Annotated in this window: 28 protein-coding genes; all 28 read right to left on the reverse strand. The window is 68.2% G+C overall.

The window, feature by feature from the left end:
* Positions 1–14 precede the first annotated feature (14 nt).
* Positions 15–422, reverse strand: coding sequence for a 50S ribosomal protein L18 (gene rplR, locus EWH70_RS08955; RefSeq protein WP_420809043.1), 408 nt, complete (start codon positions 420–422; stop codon positions 15–17).
* Complete coding sequence (rplF, locus tag EWH70_RS08960; RefSeq protein WP_130474832.1) at positions 419–955, reverse strand: 50S ribosomal protein L6; 537 nt, start codon at positions 953–955, stop codon at positions 419–421. Before rplF ends, rplR begins: the two co-directional genes overlap by 4 nt.
* 15 nt (positions 956–970) lie before the next feature.
* On the reverse strand, positions 971–1,369 hold the full coding sequence (gene rpsH / locus EWH70_RS08965) for a 30S ribosomal protein S8 (protein WP_130474833.1): 399 nt from the start codon (positions 1,367–1,369) through the stop codon (positions 971–973).
* 86 nt (positions 1,370–1,455) lie between these two features.
* Positions 1,456–1,641: a type Z 30S ribosomal protein S14 gene (locus tag EWH70_RS08970; RefSeq protein WP_130474834.1), complete on the reverse strand. Its 186-nt coding sequence runs from the start codon at positions 1,639–1,641 to the stop codon at positions 1,456–1,458.
* A gap of 4 nt (positions 1,642–1,645) precedes the next feature.
* Positions 1,646–2,215, reverse strand: a complete 570-nt coding sequence (gene rplE, locus EWH70_RS08975) for a 50S ribosomal protein L5 (protein WP_130474835.1) — start codon at positions 2,213–2,215, stop codon at positions 1,646–1,648.
* Complete coding sequence (gene rplX, locus EWH70_RS08980; protein WP_130474836.1) at positions 2,215–2,529, reverse strand: 50S ribosomal protein L24; 315 nt, start codon at positions 2,527–2,529, stop codon at positions 2,215–2,217. Before rplX ends, rplE begins: the two co-directional genes overlap by 1 nt.
* A 2-nt stretch (positions 2,530–2,531) precedes the next feature.
* A complete protein-coding gene (rplN, locus tag EWH70_RS08985; protein ID WP_020668416.1) occupies positions 2,532–2,900 on the reverse strand; it encodes a 50S ribosomal protein L14 in 369 nt (122 codons plus the stop codon).
* A gap of 73 nt (positions 2,901–2,973) precedes the next feature.
* A complete protein-coding gene (gene rpsQ, locus EWH70_RS08990; RefSeq protein ID WP_130474837.1) occupies positions 2,974–3,255 on the reverse strand; it encodes a 30S ribosomal protein S17 in 282 nt (93 codons plus the stop codon).
* Entirely contained in the window at positions 3,252–3,506 is a 255-nt protein-coding gene (rpmC, locus tag EWH70_RS08995; protein WP_130474838.1) for a 50S ribosomal protein L29, read from the reverse strand. The genes rpsQ and rpmC overlap by 4 nt, the downstream gene beginning before the upstream one ends.
* Positions 3,506–3,925: a 50S ribosomal protein L16 gene (gene rplP, locus EWH70_RS09000; RefSeq protein ID WP_130474839.1), complete on the reverse strand. Its 420-nt coding sequence runs from the start codon at positions 3,923–3,925 to the stop codon at positions 3,506–3,508. The genes rpmC and rplP overlap by 1 nt, the downstream gene beginning before the upstream one ends.
* Before the next feature lies 1 nt (position 3,926).
* Positions 3,927–4,778 carry a 30S ribosomal protein S3 gene (gene rpsC / locus EWH70_RS09005; protein WP_130474840.1) on the reverse strand — a complete coding sequence of 284 codons (852 nt, stop codon included), beginning with the start codon at positions 4,776–4,778 and terminating at the stop codon, positions 3,927–3,929.
* Positions 4,778–5,209 carry a 50S ribosomal protein L22 gene (rplV, locus tag EWH70_RS09010; RefSeq protein ID WP_130474841.1) on the reverse strand — a complete coding sequence of 144 codons (432 nt, stop codon included), beginning with the start codon at positions 5,207–5,209 and terminating at the stop codon, positions 4,778–4,780. Before rplV ends, rpsC begins: the two co-directional genes overlap by 1 nt.
* Positions 5,210–5,238: 29 nt before the next feature.
* The gene (gene rpsS / locus EWH70_RS09015; RefSeq protein WP_130474842.1) at positions 5,239–5,520 is read right to left on the reverse strand and encodes a 30S ribosomal protein S19; all 282 of its coding nucleotides are present in this window, start codon (positions 5,518–5,520) and stop codon (positions 5,239–5,241) included.
* Between the two features lie 18 nt (positions 5,521–5,538).
* Positions 5,539–6,372, reverse strand: coding sequence for a 50S ribosomal protein L2 (gene rplB / locus EWH70_RS09020; protein ID WP_130474843.1), 834 nt, complete (start codon positions 6,370–6,372; stop codon positions 5,539–5,541).
* Positions 6,373–6,389: 17 nt separating this feature from the next.
* Entirely contained in the window at positions 6,390–6,701 is a 312-nt protein-coding gene (gene rplW, locus EWH70_RS09025; protein WP_130474844.1) for a 50S ribosomal protein L23, read from the reverse strand.
* Positions 6,698–7,384: a 50S ribosomal protein L4 gene (gene rplD / locus EWH70_RS09030; protein WP_130474845.1), complete on the reverse strand. Its 687-nt coding sequence runs from the start codon at positions 7,382–7,384 to the stop codon at positions 6,698–6,700. The genes rplW and rplD overlap by 4 nt, the downstream gene beginning before the upstream one ends.
* Positions 7,381–8,037 carry a 50S ribosomal protein L3 gene (rplC, locus tag EWH70_RS09035; RefSeq protein ID WP_130474846.1) on the reverse strand — a complete coding sequence of 219 codons (657 nt, stop codon included), beginning with the start codon at positions 8,035–8,037 and terminating at the stop codon, positions 7,381–7,383. The genes rplD and rplC overlap by 4 nt, the downstream gene beginning before the upstream one ends.
* A 34-nt stretch (positions 8,038–8,071) precedes the next feature.
* Positions 8,072–8,377, reverse strand: a complete 306-nt coding sequence (gene rpsJ, locus EWH70_RS09040) for a 30S ribosomal protein S10 (RefSeq protein ID WP_003883485.1) — start codon at positions 8,375–8,377, stop codon at positions 8,072–8,074.
* A gap of 359 nt (positions 8,378–8,736) precedes the next feature.
* Positions 8,737–9,930 carry an elongation factor Tu gene (tuf, locus tag EWH70_RS09045; RefSeq protein WP_130474847.1) on the reverse strand — a complete coding sequence of 398 codons (1,194 nt, stop codon included), beginning with the start codon at positions 9,928–9,930 and terminating at the stop codon, positions 8,737–8,739.
* A 123-nt stretch (positions 9,931–10,053) separates the two neighbouring features.
* Entirely contained in the window at positions 10,054–12,153 is a 2,100-nt protein-coding gene (fusA, locus tag EWH70_RS09050) for an elongation factor G (RefSeq protein WP_130474848.1), read from the reverse strand.
* Positions 12,154–12,219: 66 nt separating this feature from the next.
* Entirely contained in the window at positions 12,220–12,690 is a 471-nt protein-coding gene (gene rpsG, locus EWH70_RS09055; protein ID WP_130474849.1) for a 30S ribosomal protein S7, read from the reverse strand.
* A complete protein-coding gene (rpsL, locus tag EWH70_RS09060) occupies positions 12,690–13,064 on the reverse strand; it encodes a 30S ribosomal protein S12 (RefSeq protein WP_003102113.1) in 375 nt (124 codons plus the stop codon). The genes rpsG and rpsL overlap by 1 nt, the downstream gene beginning before the upstream one ends.
* A gap of 519 nt (positions 13,065–13,583) precedes the next feature.
* Complete coding sequence (locus EWH70_RS09065; RefSeq protein WP_165436207.1) at positions 13,584–13,757, reverse strand: hypothetical protein; 174 nt, start codon at positions 13,755–13,757, stop codon at positions 13,584–13,586.
* 286 nt (positions 13,758–14,043) lie between these two features.
* Entirely contained in the window at positions 14,044–14,886 is an 843-nt protein-coding gene (locus EWH70_RS09070) for a sugar phosphate isomerase/epimerase family protein (RefSeq protein ID WP_130474850.1), read from the reverse strand.
* A gap of 10 nt (positions 14,887–14,896) precedes the next feature.
* The gene (locus tag EWH70_RS09075; protein WP_130474851.1) at positions 14,897–15,901 is read right to left on the reverse strand and encodes a sugar phosphate isomerase/epimerase family protein; all 1,005 of its coding nucleotides are present in this window, start codon (positions 15,899–15,901) and stop codon (positions 14,897–14,899) included.
* Between the two features lie 15 nt (positions 15,902–15,916).
* The gene (locus EWH70_RS09080) at positions 15,917–17,290 is read right to left on the reverse strand and encodes an alkaline phosphatase family protein (RefSeq protein WP_130474852.1); all 1,374 of its coding nucleotides are present in this window, start codon (positions 17,288–17,290) and stop codon (positions 15,917–15,919) included.
* Positions 17,287–18,366: a metabolite traffic protein EboE gene (eboE, locus tag EWH70_RS09085; RefSeq protein ID WP_130474853.1), complete on the reverse strand. Its 1,080-nt coding sequence runs from the start codon at positions 18,364–18,366 to the stop codon at positions 17,287–17,289. Before eboE ends, EWH70_RS09080 begins: the two co-directional genes overlap by 4 nt.
* Positions 18,363–19,226 (reverse strand): TatD family hydrolase, encoded by an 864-nt coding sequence (locus EWH70_RS09090; protein WP_130474854.1) that lies wholly within the window; start codon positions 19,224–19,226, stop codon positions 18,363–18,365. The genes eboE and EWH70_RS09090 overlap by 4 nt, the downstream gene beginning before the upstream one ends.
* Between the last annotated feature and the right edge of the window lie 2 nt (positions 19,227–19,228).

Below are 19,228 nucleotides of genomic sequence, written 5' to 3' on the forward strand. Positions count from 1 at the left end.
TCCATTCATCTGCATCAGAACTCCAACCCGCCTTCGCGGGCCGCGTCGGCGAGAGCCGCGATCCGGCCGTGGTAGGCGTTGCCACCACGGTCGAACACGACGGCGGAAACGCCTGCGTTCTTCGCGCGGGCGGCCAGCAGCTCGCCGACCTTGGCGGCCTTGGCCTTCTTGTCGCCCTCGACCGCGCGAACGTCCGCCTCGACCGACGACGCCGCGGCCAGGGTGTGCCCGGCGATGTCGTCGATGAGCTGGACCGCGATGTGCCGCGAAGACTTCTTCACGGCCAGGCGGGGCCGCTGCGGGGTCCCGCTGATCTTCTTGCGAAGCCGGAAGTGCCGACGGGTCTTCGCCACGCGACGGCGCGTCGAGATGTCCTTGCCGACCGGCTTGCGCTTCGTCGTAGTCGTGTCGCTCATGATCACTTACCCGTCTTTCCGACCTTGCGGCGGATGCGCTCACCCTCGTAGCGCAGACCCTTGCCCTTGTAGGGGTCGGGGCGGCGCAGCTTGCGGATGACCGCCGCCGTCTGGCCGACCTTCTGCTTGTCGATGCCGGACACCGAGAACCGGGTCGGGGTCTCCACCTTGAAGGTGATGCCCTCGGGGGCCTCGATCTTCACCGGGTGGCTGAACCCGAGCGCGAACTCCAGGTCCGAGCCCTTGGCCTGCACGCGGTAACCGACACCGTGGATCTCGAGCTTCTTCTCGTAACCCTCGGTCACCCCGACCACCAGGTTGTTCACCAGGGTGCGGGTGAGGCCGTGCAGAGCGCGGCTGTTGCGCTCGTCGTTCGGCCGCTTCACCTCGAGCGTGCCGTCGTTCAGCTCGACCGTGATCGGCTCGGCGACGGTGTGCTCCAGGGTGCCCTTCGGCCCCTTGACGGTGATGTGCTGGCCGTCGATCTTGACGTCGACACCGGACGGGACGGCGATCGGCTGCTTTCCAATGCGCGACATAGCTGATCTCCTCCCTTACCAGACGTAGGCGAGGACTTCGCCGCCCACGCCGTTGCGCTTGGCCTGCCGGTCGGTCTGCAGGCCGGACGACGTCGAGATGATCGCGACGCCGAGGCCACCCAGCACGTTGGGCAGTTCGGTCGACTTGGCGTAGACCCGCAGACCGGGCTTGGACACCCGGCGCAGGCCGGCGATGCTGCGCTCGCGGTTCGGGCCGTACTTGAGCTCGACGACGAGGTTCTTGTGCTTCTCGCCCGGCTCGTCGCGGTAGCCCGCGATGTAGCCCTCGCGCTTGAGGATCTCGGCGATGTTCGCCTTGAGCTTCGAGTGGGGCAGCACGACCTCGTCGTGGTACGCGGAGTTCGCGTTACGCAGACGGGTCAAGAAGTCTGCGATGGGGTCGGTCATCGTCATGGTGACCTGTCAACCTTTCTCGCCCTGGTTCCCCGCGGCGTCACCGCGGGGCCTGTGGCGAACTCGGAACTTGAAGGATACGGCCTTTACCAGCTGGACTTGCTCACGCCGGGCAGCTCGCCCGCGTGCGCCATCTCCCGCAGGCACACCCGACACAGCCCGAACTTGCGGAACACCGAGTGCGGACGACCGCACTTCTGGCAGCGGGTGTAGGCACGCACCTTGAACTTCGGCTTCTTGGCGGCCTTGTGGACCAGTGCTTTCTTGGCCATCGGCTCAGTTCTCCTTGAACGGGAAGCCGAGCTTGCGAAGCAGCGCGCGGCCCTCGTCGTCGGTGTTGGCGGTGGTGACAACGGTGACGTCCATGCCGCGCGGGCGGTCGATGGAGTCCGGGTCGATCTCGTGGAACATCGACTGCTCGGTGAGACCGAACGTGTAGTTGCCGTTGCCGTCGAACTGCTTCGGCGACAGACCGCGGAAGTCACGGATACGCGGCAGCGCGATCGTCAGCAGCCGGTCCAGGAACTCCCACATCCGGTCGCCGCGCAGGGTGACCCGCGCACCGATCGGCTGGCCCTCGCGCAGCTTGAACTGCGCGATCGACTTGCGAGCCTTGCGCACCTCGGGCTTCTGCCCGGTGATGGTGGCCAGGTCGCGCACCGCGCCCTCGATCAGCTTGCTGTCCCGGGCGGCGTCGCCGACACCCATGTTGACGACGACCTTGACCACACCGGGGATCTGGTGCACGTTCGCCAGGTTGAACTCCTTCTGGAGCTCGCCGGCGATCTGCTCGCGGTACCGGGTCTTCAGCCGCGGCACCGGGTACGCCTTCTCTGCGGTGGTCATCAGATGTCCTTACCGTTCCTGCGCGAGATCCGGACCTTCTTGCCGTCCTCGCCGATGCGGTAACCCACCCGGGTCGGCTTGCCGTCGGAGTCGACGACCATCACGTTCGACACGTGGATGGGCGCCTCCTGCGTGACGATGCCGCCGGACTGGGCACCACGCTGGGTCTGGCTGATCCGGGTGTGCTTCTTGATCCGGTTCACGCCCTCGACCAGCACGCGGTTCCGCGCCGGGTAAGCCTGGATGACCTTGCCCTTCGCGCCCTTGTCCTTGCCGGCGATGACGACGACCGTGTCGCCCTTCTTCACCTTCACTGCTACAACACCTCCGGCGCGAGGGAGATGATCTTCATGAACTTCCGGTCGCGCAGCTCGCGGCCGACCGGGCCGAAGATACGCGTGCCCCGCGGCTCGTTGTCGTTCTTGATGAGCACGGCGGCGTTCTCGTCGAACCGGATGTACGAGCCGTCCGGACGACGCCGCTCCTTACGCGTGCGAACGATGACGGCCTTGACCACGTCACCCTTCTTCACGCCGGCGGCCGGGATGGCGTCCTTGACCGTGGCCACGATGATGTCGCCGATGCCCGCGTAGCGCCGGCCCGAACCGCCGAGCACACGGATGCACAGAATCTCCTTGGCACCCGTGTTGTCGGCGACTCGCAGTCGCGACTCCTGCTGGATCACGTCTACTCCTGTATGTCTCGCCGGTTCTGGGCCGGTGGCCCAGCCTTGCGGAACGGAAGGGGCGAACCCCTTATTACTTGGCCTTCTCGCGGATCTCGACCAGTCGCCACCGCTTGGTAGCGGAGGTCGGCCGGGTCTCCATCAGCAGCACGCGGTCGCCCTCACCGGCGACGTTCTCCTCGTCGTGCGCCTTCACCTTGGTGGTGGAGCGCAGGACCTTGCCGTACAGCGCGTGCTTCTTGCGGTCCTCGAGCTCGACCACGATGGTCTTGTCCATCTTGTCCGAGACCACCAGGCCCTCGCGGACCTTCCGGTAGTTACGGCCGGAGTCCTTCTTCTGCACCGGCTCGGTCATGCGGCACCTTCACTCTCAGCGTCAGCGTCGTCGGGGGACACGGACAGGCCGAGTTCCCGCTCGCGCATCACGGTGTAGATCCGCGCGATGTCCGTGCGGACCGTGCGCAGCCGACGGTTGTTGTCCAGCTGCCCGGTGGCCATCTGGAAGCGGAGGTTGAACAGCTCCTCCTTGGCCTCCTTCAGCCGCAGCACGAGCTCCTCCGCAGTGAGCTCACGAAGTTCCGAGGCGGCGACGCCTGCCTTCGCCATCAGAACTCACCACCTTCACGGGTCACGATTCGGCACTTCATCGGCAGCTTGTGGATCGCGCGGCGCAACGCCTCGCGGGCGACGGCTTCGTTCGGGAAGCTCATCTCGAACATCACCCGGCCCGGCTTGACGTTGGCCACCCACCACTCCGGCGAACCCTTACCGGAACCCATGCGGGTCTCGGCGGGCTTCTTGGTCAGCGGGCGGTCGGGGAAGATGTTGATCCACACCTTGCCGCCACGCTTGATGTGCCGGTTGATGGCGATACGAGCCGACTCGATCTGCCTGTTGGTCACGTAGCTGTGCTCAAGCGCCTGGATGCCGTACTCGCCGAAGTTGACCTTCGTGCCGCCCTTGGCGGCCCCGCCACGCTTCGGGGAGTGCTGCTTGCGGTGCTTGACCTTGCGCGGGATGAGCACGTCAGCCCTCCGTCTTCTCTGCCGCGTCCGGAGCGGCGGCCGCCGTGTTGGCGGCCTCCTGCGCCGGCGCGTCCTCGGTCTTGGAAGCGGCCGCAGCGCGGCCGGCCTCGGTCGAGGTCGCCGTCGTGCCCGACGCGCCGGAACGACGCGGGCGGGACGGACGGTCCCGGCGCGGAGCGCGCTCGGCGGCCGCGGCGGCGTCACGCGCCTCCTTGGCCTTGAGGCCGCCCACCAGGTCGCCCTTGTAGATCCACACCTTCACGCCGATGCGGCCGAAGGTGGTGCGAGCCTCGAAGAAGCCGTAGTCGATGTCGGCACGCAGCGTGTGCAGCGGCACGCGGCCGTCGCGGTAGTGCTCCGACCGGGACATCTCGGCGCCGCCGAGCCGGCCGCTGCACTGCACGCGGATGCCCTTCACCTGCGGCGAGCGCATCGACGACTGGATCGCCTTGCGCATCGCGCGCCGGAAGGCCACGCGGTTGGACAGCTGCTCGGCAACGCCGACCGCCACCAGCTGAGCGTCGGCCTCGGGGTTCTTCACCTCGAGGATGTTCAGCTGGACCTGCTTCTTCGTCAGCTTCTCCAGCGCGCCACGGATCCGGTCCGCCTCGGCGCCGCGGCGGCCGATGACGATGCCCGGACGGGCGGTGTGGATGTCGACGCGAACCCGGTCACGGGTGCGCTCGATCTCCACCTTGGAGATGCCCGCGCGCTCCATGCCCGTGGACAGCAGCTTGCGGATCTTCACGTCCTCGCCGACGTACTCCGAGTACTGCTTGTCGGCGTACCAGCGGGACTTCCAGTCGGTGGTGATCCCCAGCCGGAAGCCGTGCGGGTTGATCTTCTGGCCCACTACCGGCCACCTGCCTTCTTCTTGCTCTGCGCCTTCTTGCGTCCGGTCGTCTCCTTGGGGCGGGACTCGACCACGACGGTGATGTGGCTGGTCCGCTTGCGGATCCGGTACGCGCGGCCCTGGGCCCGCGGCCGGATGCGCTTGAGGGTCGGGCCCTCGTCGGCGGTCGCGTTGCGGACCCACAGCGTGTCGGCGTCAAGACCGAGGTTGTTCTCGGCGTTGGCGGCCGCGCTGGCGATCACCTTGGCGAGCTGGTCGCTGGCCGACTGCGGGGCGAACCGGAGCACGGCCAGGGCGTCGCTGACGCTACGACCCTTGATGAGCTCGATCACCCGGCGCACCTTGGTCGGCGAGTCCCGGACGAAGCGAGCCCGCGCGACAGCGGTGGGCAGCTCTTCTGCCTCCACCGTGGCGTTGTTCTGGGCGTTCATCTGCTTCCCTACGTATCTCTCGTGCCCGCTCAGCGGCGGCGCGACTTGCGGTCGTCCTTGACGTGACCCTTGAACGTCCGGGTCGGGGCGAACTCACCCAGCTTGTGACCCACCATCGCCTCGGTGACGAACACCGGGACGTGCTTGCGGCCGTCGTGCACCGCGATCGTGTGACCCAGGAAGTCCGGGATGATCGTGGAGCGGCGGGACCAGGTCTTGATGACGGTCTTCTTGCCCGACTCGTTCAGCGCGTCCACCTTCTTGAGCAGGTGGTCGTCCACGAACGGGCCCTTCTTCAGGCTACGTGGCATGTTCTTCTACCTCCCTGCTCAGCGCTTCTTGCCGGTACGCCGGCGGCGGACGATCAGCTTGTCGCTCGGCTTGCGGCGGCGGGTACGACCCTCCGGCTTGCCGTTCGGGTTCACCGGGTGGCGGCCACCCGAGGTCTTGCCCTCACCACCACCGTGCGGGTGGTCGACCGGGTTCATCACGACACCGCGGACGGTGGGGCGCTTGCCCCGCCAGCGGTTCCGGCCTGCCTTGCCCCAGTTGATGTTGGCGTGCTCGGAGTTGCCGACCTCGCCGACCGTGGCGCGGTTGCGCACGTCCACGTTGCGGATCTCGCCCGAGGGCATCCGCAGCTGGGCGTACGGCCCGTCCTTGGCGACCAGCTGGACGCGGGCACCGGCCGAACGGGCGATCTTGGCGCCGCCGCCGGGCCGCAGCTCGATGGCGTGCACCACGGTGCCGACCGGGATGTTGCGCAGCGGCAGGTTGTTGCCCGGCTTGATGTCGGCGCGCGGGCCGGTCTCGACCGTGTCGCCCTGCTTCAGCTTGTCCGGGGCGATGATGTAGCGCTTCTCGCCGTCGGCGTAGTGCAGCAGCGCGATGCGCGCGGTGCGGTTGGGGTCGTACTCGATGTGCGCGACCTTGGCCGGCACGCCGTCCTTGTCGTTGCGACGGAAGTCGATGACGCGGTAGGCGCGCTTGTGGCCACCACCCTTGTGCCGGGTGGTGATCTTGCCGCTCGAGTTACGGCCGCCCCTGCCGTGCAGCGGACGCAGCAGCGACTTCTCCGGCGTGGACCGGGTGAGCTCGGCGAAGTCCGAGACGCTGGAGCCGCGGCGGCCCGGCGTCGTCGGCTTGTACTTGCGAATACCCATGAGTGCTTATCCGTCCCTTACGCGGCGGGGCCGCCGAAGATCTCGATCGGCTTGCTCTCGGCGGACAGCGTCACGACGGCACGCTTGACGTCTTTGCGCTTGCCGAAGCCGTACCGGGTGCGCTTGCGCTTGCCCTGGCGGTTCAGCGTGTTCACGCTGATCACCTTGACGCCGAAGATCTGCTCGACAGCGATCTTGATCTGCGTCTTGTTGGCGTCCGGGCGAACCACGAACGTGTACTTGTGGTCCTCGAGAAGGCCGTAGGACTTCTCGGAGATCACCGGGGCGAGCACGATGTCCCGGGGGTCAGGAATGGCGACCGAACTCACTGCTCGTCACTCCCTTCAACCTCACTCGAGCGGGCGGTGGCCTTGGCGGTCTTGCCGCGGGCCGGGCCGGAGACGAACACGTCGTAGGCGGCCTTGGTGAACACCACGTCGTCGTTGACCAGCACGTCGTAGGTGTTCAGCTGGTCCGGCGTGATCACGTGGACGTTGCTGAGGTTGCGCACGGAACGCCACCCCAGCTCGTCGTCACGGTGCAGCACGACCAGGACGCGCTTGGCCTCGGTCACGGCGGCGATCGCGGCCTTCGCCGACTTGGTCGACGGCTTCTCGCCGGTGACCAGCTCGGTGACCACGTGCAGCTGACCGGCGCGGGCGCGGTCGGACAGCGCGCCACGCAGCGCGGCGGCCTTCATCTTCTTCGGGGTCCGCTGCGTGTAGTCACGCGGCGTGGGGCCGTGCACGACGCCACCACCGGCGAACTGCGGCGCGCGGGTCGAGCCCTGCCGGGCGCGACCGGTGCCCTTCTGCCGGTACGGCTTCTTGCCGCCACCGGAGACCTCGCCGCGGGTCTTGGTGTCGTGCGTGCCCTGGCGCGTGGCGGCCAGCTGGCCCACCACGACCTGGTGCATCAGCGCAATGTTGGCCTGCACGTCGAAGATCTCCGCGGGGAGCTCGACAGTGCCGTCGGCTTTACCGGCCGGGGTCTTCAGCTCGACGGTGCTCATTCGGTCTTTCCACCCTTCGCGGCGGTCTTGACGAAGACCAGACCGCCCTTGTTCCCGGGAACGGCGCCCTTGATCAGCAGCAGCCCCTCCTCGGCGCGCACGGCGTGCACGGTCAGGCCCTGCGTGGTGACCCGCTCGCCACCCATCCGGCCGGCCATGCGCAGGCCCTTGAACACGCGGCCCGGGCTGGCGCAGCCGCCGATCGAGCCCGGCTTGCGGTGCACGGCCTGCGCACCGTGGCTGGCGCCCTGGCCGGAGAAGCCGTGCCGCTTCATGACACCGGCGTAGCCCTTGCCCTTGCTGGTGCCGGTCACGTCGACCACGGCGCCGGTCTCGAAGACCTCGGCGGTGATCTCCTGGCCGACCTCGTAGCTGCCGGCGTCGGTGGTCCGCAGCTCGGCGAGGTGCCGGCGCGGGGTCACGCCCGCCTTGCCGAAGTGACCGGTGCGCGGCTTGTTGACCTTGCGCGGGTCGATGGCGCCGAACGCCAGCTGGACGGCCTCGTAGCCGTCGTTGTCCGTGGTCCGCACCTGGGTGACGACATTCGGCCCGGCCTGCACGACGGTCACCGGGACGATCCGGTTGTTCTCGTCGAAGACCTGGGTCATGCCGAGCTTGGTGCCCAGGATGCCCTTCACTTGCCTGTCAGACATGAGTCTCTGTTTCCCTGCCGCTCTCGCCCAACGCTTACTGGATGTTGACGTCGACGCTCGCCGGCAGGTCGATGCGCATGAGCGCGTCCACCGTCTTCGGCGTCGGGTCGAGGATGTCGATCAGACGCTTGTGCGTGCGCATCTCGAAGTGCTCGCGCGAGTCCTTGTACTTGTGCGGCGAGCGGATGACGCAGTAAACGTTCTTCTCGGTGGGCAGCGGCACCGGCCCCACGACGGAGGCGCCGGTGCGCGTGACCGTCTCGACGATCTTGCGTGCGCTGGCGTCGATCGCCTCGTGGTCGTAGGCCTTGAGCCGGATGCGGATCTTCTGTCCCGCCATGGTGGCTGCTCGTTCCTTCGTCTCGTGCCGCTTGTCTCACAACCGAGCCCCGCGGCTGGCCGCTCGGGCCCGGTTTTCGCACGTCAGCGACCTGGTCTCCGGTCCACGCGGTCGGGCGTGTCGCGCCCGGCGCACAGACCGATCCCTTGGGATCGTCGTCGTGCCTGGTTCTTACCTCGAAGTTGAGGGGACCGGCACCTGGCCGATCCATGCCCGGATGGGAAACCCACCCGGACCAGGTCTCGCGTCAGGGCGGCCGAAATTCGAACGAATTCGGCCGCCCCGCGACGAGCAACCAGAATAGTGTCGCACATGCCGAATCCCTGGCCGATCCCGGGGGTTCGGCCAGGGATTTCGAACTACTTGACGATCTTGGTGACCTGGCCGGCGCCGACGGTACGGCCACCCTCACGGATGGCGAACCGCAGACCCTCGTCCATGGCGACGGGCTGGATCAGCTGCACCTTGATGTCGGTGTTGTCGCCCGGCATGACCATCTCGGTGCCCTCGGGGAGGGTCACCACGCCGGTCACGTCCGTGGTGCGGAAGTAGAACTGCGGGCGGTAGTTGTTGAAGAACGGCGTGTGCCGGCCACCCTCGTCCTTGGACAGGATGTAGACCGAGCCCTCGAACTCCGTGTGCGGAGTCGTGGTGCCGGGCTTCACGACGACCTGGCCGCGCTCGACGTCCTCACGCTTGATGCCGCGGACGAGCAGACCGACGTTGTCACCGGCCTGGCCCGAGTCGAGCAGCTTGCGGAACATCTCGACACCGGTCACGGTGGTCTTGGTCGACTTCTCGCGGATACCCACGATCTCGACCTCTTCGTTGACGTTGATCTGGCCGCGCTCCACACGACCGGTCACGACGGTGCCGCGGCCGGTGATGGTGAAGACGTCCTCGATCGGCATCAGGAACGGCTTGTCGAGGTCACGCACCGGGTCCGGCACGTTCTCGTCGACGGCCTGCATGAGCTCGAGCACGGACTCGGCCCACTTCTCGTCGCCCTCCAGGGCCTTCAGGCCGGAGACCTTGATGACCGGGGCGTCGTCGCCGGGGAACTCCTGCGAGGACAGCAGCTCACGGACCTCCAGCTCGACGAGCTCGAGGATCTCCTCGTCGTCGACCATGTCGGCCTTGTTCAGCGCCACGACGATGTAGGGCACACCGACCTGACGGGCGAGCAGCACGTGCTCACGGGTCTGCGGCATCGGGCCGTCGGTCGCGGCGACCACCAGGATCGCGCCGTCCATCTGGGCGGCACCGGTGATCATGTTCTTGATGTAGTCCGCGTGACCGGGGGCGTCCACGTGGGCGTAGTGACGCTTCTCGGTCTGGTACTCGACGTGCGAGATGTTGATCGTGATGCCGCGCTGCTTCTCTTCCGGCGCGTTGTCGATCTGGTCGAACGCGCGGGACTCGTTCAGCTCGGGGTACTTGTCGTGCAGAACCTTGGTGATCGCCGCGGTCAGAGTGGTCTTTCCGTGGTCGACGTGACCGATGGTTCCGATGTTGACGTGCGGCTTGCTCCGCTCGAACTTCGCCTTCGCCACTGGAATGTCCTCCTGGACTTTGTTGCTTTGCTCGCCTGCCGGCGTGGCTGCCGGCAAGCGACTTCGTTCTCCGGTCGGTTGCGGACCCTAGGGAACTCCCCCAAGCCCGCGGACTCGGGGTTGTTACTCCCCTGTCGCCTTGGCGACGATCTCCTTGGCGACGTTCGACGGAACCTCGGCGTAGGAGTCGAACACCATGGAGTAGTTGGCGCGCCCCTGGGTGCGCGACCGCAGGTCGCCCACGTATCCGAACATCTCGGACAGCGGGACCAGGGCCTTGACCACACGGGTACCCGAACGCTCCTCCATGGCCTGGATCTGGCCACGACGGGAGTTCAGGTCGCCGATGACGTCACCCATGTAGTCCTCGGGGGTGGTGACCTCGACGGCCATCACCGGCTCGAGCAGCACGGGGTTGGCCTTCTTCGCGGCTTCCTTGAGCGCCATGGAACCGGCGATCTTGAACGCCATCTCCGAAGAGTCGACCTCGTGGTACGCACCGTCCAACAGGGTCAGCTTCAACCCGACGAGCGGGTAGCCGGCCAGCACGCCGTACTGCATGGCGTCCTGGGCGCCCGCGTCCACCGAGGGGATGTACTCCCGGGGGATGCGGCCACCGGTGACCTTGTTGTCGAACTCGTAGAGTGCGCCGTCGGTGGTCGCCAGCGGCTCGAGCTGGATGATCACCTTGGCGAACTGACCGGAACCACCGGTCTGCTTCTTGTGGACGTAGTCGTACTTGTCCACGGTCCTCTTGATCGTCTCGCGGTAGGCGACCTGCGGCTTACCGATGTTCGCCTCGACCTTGTAGTCGGACTTCATGCGGTTCACCAGCACCTCGAGGTGCAGCTCGCCCATGCCCGCGATGATCGTCTGGCCGGTCTCCTCGTCGAGCTGGACCTGGAACGTCGGGTCCTCCTCGGCGAGCTTCTGGATGGCCAGCGACAGCTTCTCCTGGTCGGCCTTGGTCTTCGGCTCGATGGCGACCTTGATGACCGGGTCCGGGAACGTCATCGACTCCAGCACCACCGGGTTCTGCGGGTCGCAGAGGGTGTCACCCGTGGTGGTGTCCTTCAGGCCGATGACCGCGTAGATGTGGCCGGCCTGGGCGTCGTCGATCTGGTTCTCCTTGTTGGAGTGCATCTGGAAGATCTTGCCGATGCGCTCCTTGCGCTCCTTGGTCGCGTTGATGACCTGGGCGCCGGAGGTGACCTTGCCGGAGTAGACGCGGACGTAGGTCAGCTTGCCGAAGAACGGGTGCGCGGCGATCTTGAACGCCAGCGCGGCGAACGGCTCGTCGACCGAGGGCTTGCGGCTGACCGGGGTCTCCCCGTCGGTCAGGGTGCCCTCGACGGCCGGCACGTCCAGCGGCGACGGCAGGTAGTCGATGACCGCGTCCAGCATCGGCTGGACACCCTTGTTCTTGAAGGCGGAGCCGGTCATGACCGGGTAGGCGGCGCGCTCGATGGTGAGCTTGCGGATGCCTGCCTTGATCTCGGCCTCGGTCAGCTCCTCGCCCTCGAGGAACTTCTCCATCAGGGCGTCGTCGGACTCGGCGACGGACTCGACCAGCTTCTCGCGGTACTCCGCGGCCTTGTCGGCGAGCTCGGCCGGGATCTCCTCGACCGCGTAGTCCTCGCCCTTCTTGACCTCGCCGCGCCAGGTCAGCGCCTTCATGCGGACCAGGTCGATGACGCCCTCGAACTCGCTCTCCGCGCCGATCGGCAGCTGGATGACCAGCGGCCGGGCGCCGAGACGCTCCTCGATGGTGCGCACGGTGAAGTAGAAGTCGGCGCCCAGCTTGTCCATCTTGTTGACGAAGCAGATGCGCGGGACCTCGTACTTGTCCGCCTGCCGCCAGACCTGCTCGGACTGCGGCTCGACACCCTCCTTGCCGTCGAAGACGGCGACGGCACCGTCGAGCACGCGCAGCGAGCGCTCCACCTCGACGGTGAAGTCGACGTGGCCCGGGGTGTCGATGATGTTGATCTGGTGGTCGGCCCAGAAGGTGGTGGTGGCAGCCGAGGTGATGGTGATACCCCGCTTCTGCTCCTCCTCCATCCAGTCCATCGTCGCGGCGCCGTCGTGCACCTCGCCGATCTTGTAGTTGATCCCGGTGTAGAACAGGATCCGCTCGGTGGTGGTGGTCTTACCGGCGTCGATGTGGGCCATGATGCCGATGTTGCGGACCTGGTTCAGGTCGGTCAGCACTTCACGTGCCACTGCAGTGTTCCCCTGTCTAGAAAGCGTGGGGCCCGGGCTGGCTTGGTTTCGACAGCCGGGCGGACGTCACCAGCGGTAGTGGGCGAACGCCTTGTTGGACTCGGCCATCTTGTGCGTGTCCTCGCGCCGCTTGACGCTGGCACCCAGGCCGTTGGAAGCGTCCAGCAGCTCGTTCTGCAGGCGCTCGATCATGGTCTTCTCGCGGCGCTGCTGGGCGAACGCCACGATCCAGCGCAGCGCAAGGGTCGTCGACCGGCCCGGCTTGACCTCGATGGGCACCTGGTAGGTGGCACCACCGACGCGGCGGCTCTTCACCTCGAGGGTGGGCTTGACGTTGTCGAGCGCGCGCTTGAGCGTGACGACCGGGTCGGTGCCGGTCTTCTCCCGCGCACCCTCCAGGGCGCCGTAGACGATGCGCTCGGCCAGCGACCGCTTGCCGTCCTTCAGCACCTTGTTGACCAGCTGGGTGACCAGCGGCGAGGCGTAGACGGGGTCGGAGATCAGCGGCCGCTTCGGGGCCGGACCCTTGCGGGGCATTAGCTCTTCTCCTTCTTCGCGCCGTACCGGCTGCGCGCCTGCTTGCGGTTCTTCACGCCCTGCGTGTCGAGCGAACCGCGGATGATCTTGTAGCGGACCCCCGGCAGGTCCTTCACACGGCCGCCACGCACGAGCACCATCGAGTGCTCCTGCAGGTTGTGGCCCTCACCGGGGATGTAAGCGGTGACCTCGATGCCGCTGGTCAGCTTCACACGCGCGACCTTGCGCAGCGCCGAGTTCGGCTTCTTGGGGGTCGTGGTGTACACACGGGTGCACACGCCACGCCGCTGCGGGCTCCCCTTGAGCGCCGCGGTCTTCTGCTTGGCAGCCTTGTCCTGGCGGCCCTTGCGGACCAGCTGCTGGATCGTGGGCAATGGACCAGCTTTCTGTCGCGATCTTGCTTGTGTGTTCGTCTCTCCCCGGCCCCCGCGGTCGGGCGTGTCGGCCCGCGTCAGGATCTTTCGATCCACTAACTTCCCATCGGGATTTCCGTGGAACCCCGCCTGACCCGGACGGTCGGCGGGGTGCGCTGGGCACCCGCCGTCGCCGAAGGGCACGCGGAGCGGCCCGACGCCTGCCGGGCACGGTCGTCAAAGATACCCGCCCGGAGATGGACCCCGCGCAGCGGGGGTGGCATGGGGTGCCGACCACCCAGCGTACCCCCATTCCGGCGCGGCCGTCGAACGCCACGCGGGCGACCCCGCCGGTCCCCGCTCCCCCGCCGGACGTCGGCTTTAGCGGGCTAAAGACGGTTCCGGGGCCGGTGCGGCAGACCCCCGGAACACGTGAAGGCCACCTTCACCACGTGCGACGTGATGAAGGTGGCCTTCACGAGAGCACCACCGCCCCGTCCCGCACCGGAGCGACCGGGAGGGGCTCTGCGCTCTGTTCGTTCAGTTGTCCTCGTCGTCCGGCTTGGCGTGGTCCGCCCTGCCGGGGTTCGGGTCACGGGACAGGTCGATCAGCGGGTGAACCGGAGCCCCCTCCGGTGCGGCACGGCGTCCGGTGCTGCGCACCGGCTCCGTCCACTGGCTCGTTCCGCTCTGTTCCTCGATGTCGGTTCCCACTGCGCCCTCCTGATATCTCGCCGAGTGTTCACCGTGGGATCACGCTACCTACACACCGGTGAGCCACTCACCGCCCCCGCACCCGCGCCGGAAATCTCCCCCATGCCCGTTTCTAACCCCGCCCCGCGGGGCCCGGAGGCGGTGAAGGCCACCCCCGCCACGCCTGGGTGACGGAGGTGGCCTTCACGAGGACGCCGCCTGACGAGCACCACCCCGGGAGGGGCCGCGCCGGGTGCCGGAGGCGGCTTTAGCACGCTAAAGACGGCGTGCCGGGGCCGGGAACGCGTCAGAAGCGCAGGTTGCGCAGGTAGGTGAAGCCGACGCGGGCGGTCTCCAGGGGGTCGGTGGGGTTGTCGTGCTCGACGATGTACTCCCGGATGGTCGGGGTCGCCCGGAAGATCTTGCGGAAGTCGATGGCGCCGGTTCCCGGGTTGGTCATCTGGCCGTCCGGCGTGCGGTCCTTGACGTGGTACTGCAGCACCCGGGGGAAGTTCTCCCAGTACAGCCGGACCGGGTCGACGCCGGCGTGCACCGCCCAGAACAGGTCCAGCTCCAGGTGGACGAACCTCCGGTCGGTCTCCCTGGTCAGGATGTCGTACGGCCGGACGCCCTCGACCGGCACGAACTCGTGGTCGTGGTTGTGGTAGCCGAGCTTGATACCGGCGCGGTGGAACGCCCTGGCCGCCTTGTCCAGCCGGGCGGCCAGCGCCTTCCACTCGGCCACCGTGGGGTACTTCGCGTACGGCACCGCCGCGTACGTGTGCCCCAGCGTCTTCGCGTCGGCTATCAACTTGTCGACATCGCCGTCGATCCCGACGTGGGTGGACGTGGCCCGCAGGTGGTTGCGGTCGAGCAGCTTGCGGAACTCCGCCGCGCTGTAGCCGTAGGTCCCGGCCATCTCGACCGAGCGGTAACCGATGTCGGCCAGCGCCTCCAGCGTCCCCGGCGCGTCCTTCTCCAGCAGCGACCGCAGCGTGTACAGCTGCACGCTGATCTTCTGCACCGGGATCCGCCTGCCGAAGGTCGCCCCGGCGACCCCGGGGACGGCGACCGCGGCCCCGACCGCGACCGCCGCGGCGCCCGCACCCCGCAGCATCGACCTGCGCGAGATGAATCTCTGCTCACCCATTCCAGGCTCCTTACTTCTGGTTGCTGAAAGCCGCGTCGAATGCCGCCGACGGCTTGTCGAACAGCAGGCCGCGCAGGAACGTCACCGCTTCCGCGGCACCACGCAGCCGGTCCATGCCGGCGTCCTCCCACTCCACCGAGATCGGCCCGGAGTAGCCGATCGAGTTCAGCGCGCGGAAGCAGTCCTCCCAGGGCACGTCGCCGTGCCCGGTCGAGACGAAGTCCCAGCCGCGCCGCGGGTCGGCCCAGGCCAGGTGCGACCCGAGCCTGCCGTTGCGCCCGTCGAACCGCTTGCGGGTGTCCTTGCAGTCCACGTGGTAGATGCGGTCGGCGAAGTCGAGGATGAAGCCGACCGGGTCGAGGTCCTGCCAGACGAAGTGCGACGGGTCCCAGTTCAGCCCGAACGCCGGCCGGTTGCCGACGGCCTCCAGCGCCCGCTTGGTGGTCCAGTAGTCGTAGGCGATCTCCGACGGGTGCACCTCGTGCGCGAACCGGACGCCGACCTCGTCGAACACGTCGAGGATCGGGTTCCAGCGGTCGGCGAAGTCGGTGTAGCCGTCGTCGATGACCTCCTGCGACACCGGCGGGAACATCGCCACGTACTTCCAGATCTTCGACCCGGTGAACCCGATCACGGTGTCGACGCCGAGTTTGGCGGCCGCCCGCGCGGTGTCCTTCAGCTCCTCCGCCGCCCGCTGCCGGACGCCCTCGGGTTCGCCGTCACCCCAGATCCGCGACGGGATGATGGCCTTGTGCCGTTCGTCGATCGGGTCGTCGCAGACGGCCTGGCCGACGAGGTGGTTGGAGATGGCCCACACCTTCAGCCCGTGCGAGGCCAGCAGCTCCAGCCGGTTGGCGACGTAGTCGTCCTCGGCCAGCGCCCTGTCGACCTCGAAGTGGTCACCCGAGCAGGCGATCTCCAGCCCGTCGTAACCCCACTCGGCGGCCAGCTTGCACACCTCGGTGAACGGCAGGTCGGCCCACTGGCCGGTGAACAGCGTGATCGGACGGCCCATTCGTGAACGCTCCTTCTACTTGAGGCCCTGCAGGGACAGCAGCAACGGGTGGACGTCGGTGGCACCGAGCCGGCCCGACGGCTCGAAACCGGGTTCGGAACACAGCAGCACCGGGCCGTCGTCGGCCGAGTCGGGCAGCCGGCCGTGCGAGCCCCGCACCCAGCGCGGATCGGTCGGGACGACGTCCATGGCGTAGCGCAGGCCGGCGAACTTCTTCGCCAGGTTGAGCCCGGCGCGGGCCTTGGCGAACCGGTCGGCCGGGTCGAAGAACAGCTCGGCGGGGTCGTAGCCGGGCTTGCGGTGGATCTCGACTCCGCGGGCGAAGTCCGGCCTGCGGTCCTCGTCGAGCCAGTAGTAGTAGGTGAACCAGGAGTCCGGTTCGGCGACGGCGACCAGCTCACCTGCCCGTTCGTGGTCGATTCCGTAGCGGGCCTGCGCCTCCCGGTCGAGCACCTCGTCGACGCCGCCAAGCCCGGCGACGATCGACCGGACCCGGTCCAGGTCGGCGTCGTCGCGGACGTAGACGTGCGCGACCTGGTGGTCCGCGACGGCGAACGCCCGCGACGTCCACGGGTCCAGGTACTCCATGCCCGCCTGGGTGTAGACCTCCAGCAGCCCTTCGCGCCGCAGCGCGCGGTTTATGTCGACCGGTCGGTCCACCGCGGTGATGCCGTACTCGCTGAGCACCACCACCGCCGCGCCCGCCGACGCGACGTCGTCCAGCAGCGGGGCGAGCGCGCCGTCCAGTTCCCTGGCTGCGACGGCGGCCTGCGGGGCGTCCGGACCGAACCGCTGGAGGTCGTAGTCGAGGTGCGGAACGTAGGCCATCAGCAGGTCGGGACGCTGTTCGCGGAGGATCTTGCGGGCGGCGCCGATGACCCAGCGGCTCGACTTCAGCGACGCCGTCGGTCCCCAGTACTGGAACAGCGGGAACTCACCCAGCTCCCCGGTCAGCTGATCGTGCAGTTCGGGCGGGCGCACGTAGGCGTCGGGCGACTTACGACCGTCCGCGTGGTAGATCGGGCGTGGGGTGACCGTGACATTCGTGGTCATCCCCATCGCGTACCACCAGCAAACGTTTGCGGAGGTGTAGCCGGGATGCGCGGCCTTCGCCGTCTCCCACAGCTTCTCCCCCTGGACGAGCCGGTTGTGCTGGCGCCACAGGTAGACCTCGCCGAGGTCGCGGAAGTACCAGCCGTTGCCGACGATGCCGTGCTGCGCGGGCATCAGCCCGGTGAGGAACGTGGACTGCGCGCTGCAGGTCACGGCAGGCAGAACGGTGCCGAGTTCGGCCTGCCAGCCCGACTTCGCGACCGCCGACAGCCGGGGCATGTGCCGCAGCGCCTTCGGAGTCAGCCCGACGACGTCGAGCAGGACCAGTGGTTTCATGACGCGATTCCCTCCCGCGACAGGTTCTCCTCGGCCCAGCGCAGCTCGGCCGCGATCCCCTCGATGAGGTCGGGCTCCCCCGGAAGCACCGACCAGGTGTAGGTCTCCACCTCGACGTGCGGGTCGCCGGTCAGGCCGGCGAGCACCGTGGTCAGCACGTCGGTGGTGGCGCGCAGCGGCCGCGGCGGCTGCGCGTGCAGCGGCAGGTGGAAGTGCACCCGCCACGGCCCGTCGCCGGGCAGGCCCGCCTCGGCTTCGGGCAGGTCGTCGACCGCCAGCACCTCGCCGCCCGCCGCCAGCTCACGGACCTGGTGCAGGTAACGGGGTTCGTCGAAGGCGGCCAGTGCGGACCGCGCCTCCTGCTCACGCGGTGCGTCGACGTGCAGGGCCGCCGACGCCTGCACTTTCATCACCCGGATGCCCGCGGCATCCAGGCCGGACAGGGTGTGGCCGGGGTCCGCGAACGACACCGCCAGGTGACAGGTGTCCAGGCATAGGCCGACGAGGTCGAGGTCGGCATAGCGCGGCAGCCACCGGGCCGCGTCGGCGACGGTGTCCAGTACGCAGCCCGGTTCCGGCTCGATCGCCAGTCGGACCGGGGTGGGCCGCAGGGCATCGGTGACCTGCCGCAACGCCGCCGCGGCCCGGCGGTCGTCCTCGACGCTCCACGGTTCGCGCCAGGCCAGCGGCAGCGTCGAGATGCTGCCGTACTCGGCGTCGTCGGCCAGCAGGTCGGTGAGGACCGTGACGCAGTCGAGCGTGTAGCTCGTTCTGGCCGCCTCGGTCCAGGTCGGCCGGTAGACGGCGTGCTTGACGACGTCGGCGTGGAATCCGCCGTACGGGAAGGCGTTGAGCGTGTACACCGCCAGCCCGCGGGCATCCAGCTCCGTGCGCAGCCTCGCCCTGGCGGTGCGGTCCTCGGCCAGGCCGCGGGCGACCGGGGCGGCCAGCCACAGCCCGACCCCGAGCCGGCCGGCGCCGAGCCGCTCCCGCACCGGCACCGCGTAGGCGTCGAGCTGGGCGAGGATGCCCGGCAGATCCTCCGCGGGATGGACGTTCGTGCAGTAGGAGATCACGTACGTCCCCCTCGCAGCACCGAGTTGCCCTGGAAGGTCTCCGCGGCCCCGCTGAAGCCGGGCAGCGGTTCGAGGGTGAGCCGCCCGCTCTGGCCGTAGAAGCCGACCGGGTTCTGCCACAGCACGGTGTCCACATGCGACTCGTCGTAGCCGTCGGCGAGCATGGCGGCACCGGTCTTGGCGGTTTTCAGCGGATCGGACCGGCCCCAGTCGGCCGCGGAGTTGACGATCATCCGCTCCAGGCCGTACTCGCGCAGGATGGCCACCATCCGGTGCTCGTCCATCTTGGTGTCCGGGTAGATGGAGAAGCCCATCCAGCAGCCGGAGTCCTTCACCATGCCGACGGTGACCTCGTTGAGGTGATCGACCAGTACCCGCTCGGGCGGCAGGCCGGACTCACGCACCACGTCGAGGGTGCGCTTGGTGCCGGCCAGCTTGTCCCGGTGCGGGGTGTGCACCAGCACCGGCAGGTCGTGCTCGGCCGCCAGTTCCAGCTGCCGGGCGAACACGGTGTCCTCCTCCGGCGTCATCGAGTCGTAGCCGACCTCGCCGACGGCCACGACCCCGTCCTTGGCCAGGTAACGCGGCAGCACGTCGAGCACCTCGACGCAGCGCGGGTCGTTGGCCTCCTTGGGGTTCAGCGCGATGGTGCAGTGGTGGCGGATGCCGAACTGGGCCGCGCGGAACCGTTCCCAGCCGATCAGCGAATCGAAGTAGTCGGTGAACGAGCCGACCGACGTGCGTGGCTGGCCCAGCCAGAACGCCGGTTCCACCAGCGCCCTGACGCCGGCTTCGTACATCACCTCGTAGTCGTCCGTGGTCCGGGACGTCATGTGGATGTGCGGGTCGAAGATGCGCACGG

The sequence above is a fragment of the Amycolatopsis suaedae genome, assembly GCF_004214935.1.
Classification (GTDB): domain Bacteria; phylum Actinomycetota; class Actinomycetes; order Mycobacteriales; family Pseudonocardiaceae; genus Amycolatopsis; species Amycolatopsis suaedae.

Excerpts from the sequence above, each read along its gene's own strand:
- rplV (WP_130474841.1), bottom strand. The coding sequence starts at position 5,209 with ATGAACGCCCAGAACAACGCCACGGTGGAGGCAGAAGAGCTGCCCACC.
- rpsJ (WP_003883485.1), bottom strand. The coding sequence starts at position 8,377 with ATGGCGGGACAGAAGATCCGCATCCGGCTCAAGGCCTACGACCACGAG.
- rplD (WP_130474845.1), bottom strand. The coding sequence starts at position 7,384 with ATGAGCACCGTCGAGCTGAAGACCCCGGCCGGTAAAGCCGACGGCACT.
- rplE (WP_130474835.1), bottom strand. The coding sequence starts at position 2,215 with ATGACCACCGCAGAGAAGGCGTACCCGGTGCCGCGGCTGAAGACCCGG.
- EWH70_RS09070 (WP_130474850.1), bottom strand. The coding sequence starts at position 14,886 with ATGGGTGAGCAGAGATTCATCTCGCGCAGGTCGATGCTGCGGGGTGCG.
- rplB (WP_130474843.1), bottom strand. The coding sequence starts at position 6,372 with ATGGGTATTCGCAAGTACAAGCCGACGACGCCGGGCCGCCGCGGCTCC.
- EWH70_RS09075 (WP_130474851.1), bottom strand. The coding sequence starts at position 15,901 with ATGGGCCGTCCGATCACGCTGTTCACCGGCCAGTGGGCCGACCTGCCG.
- rpmC (WP_130474838.1), bottom strand. The coding sequence starts at position 3,506 with ATGGCGAAGGCAGGCGTCGCCGCCTCGGAACTTCGTGAGCTCACTGCG.
- rpsH (WP_130474833.1), bottom strand. The coding sequence starts at position 1,369 with ATGACGATGACCGACCCCATCGCAGACTTCTTGACCCGTCTGCGTAAC.
- rpsQ (WP_130474837.1), bottom strand. The coding sequence starts at position 3,255 with ATGACCGAGCCGGTGCAGAAGAAGGACTCCGGCCGTAACTACCGGAAG.
- rplF (WP_130474832.1), bottom strand. The coding sequence starts at position 955 with ATGTCGCGCATTGGAAAGCAGCCGATCGCCGTCCCGTCCGGTGTCGAC.
- EWH70_RS08970 (WP_130474834.1), bottom strand. The coding sequence starts at position 1,641 with ATGGCCAAGAAAGCACTGGTCCACAAGGCCGCCAAGAAGCCGAAGTTC.
- rplC (WP_130474846.1), bottom strand. The coding sequence starts at position 8,037 with ATGTCTGACAGGCAAGTGAAGGGCATCCTGGGCACCAAGCTCGGCATG.
- rpsS (WP_130474842.1), bottom strand. The coding sequence starts at position 5,520 with ATGCCACGTAGCCTGAAGAAGGGCCCGTTCGTGGACGACCACCTGCTC.
- EWH70_RS09080 (WP_130474852.1), bottom strand. The coding sequence starts at position 17,290 with ATGAAACCACTGGTCCTGCTCGACGTCGTCGGGCTGACTCCGAAGGCG.
- rpsG (WP_130474849.1), bottom strand. The coding sequence starts at position 12,690 with ATGCCCCGCAAGGGTCCGGCCCCGAAGCGGCCGCTGATCTCCGACCCC.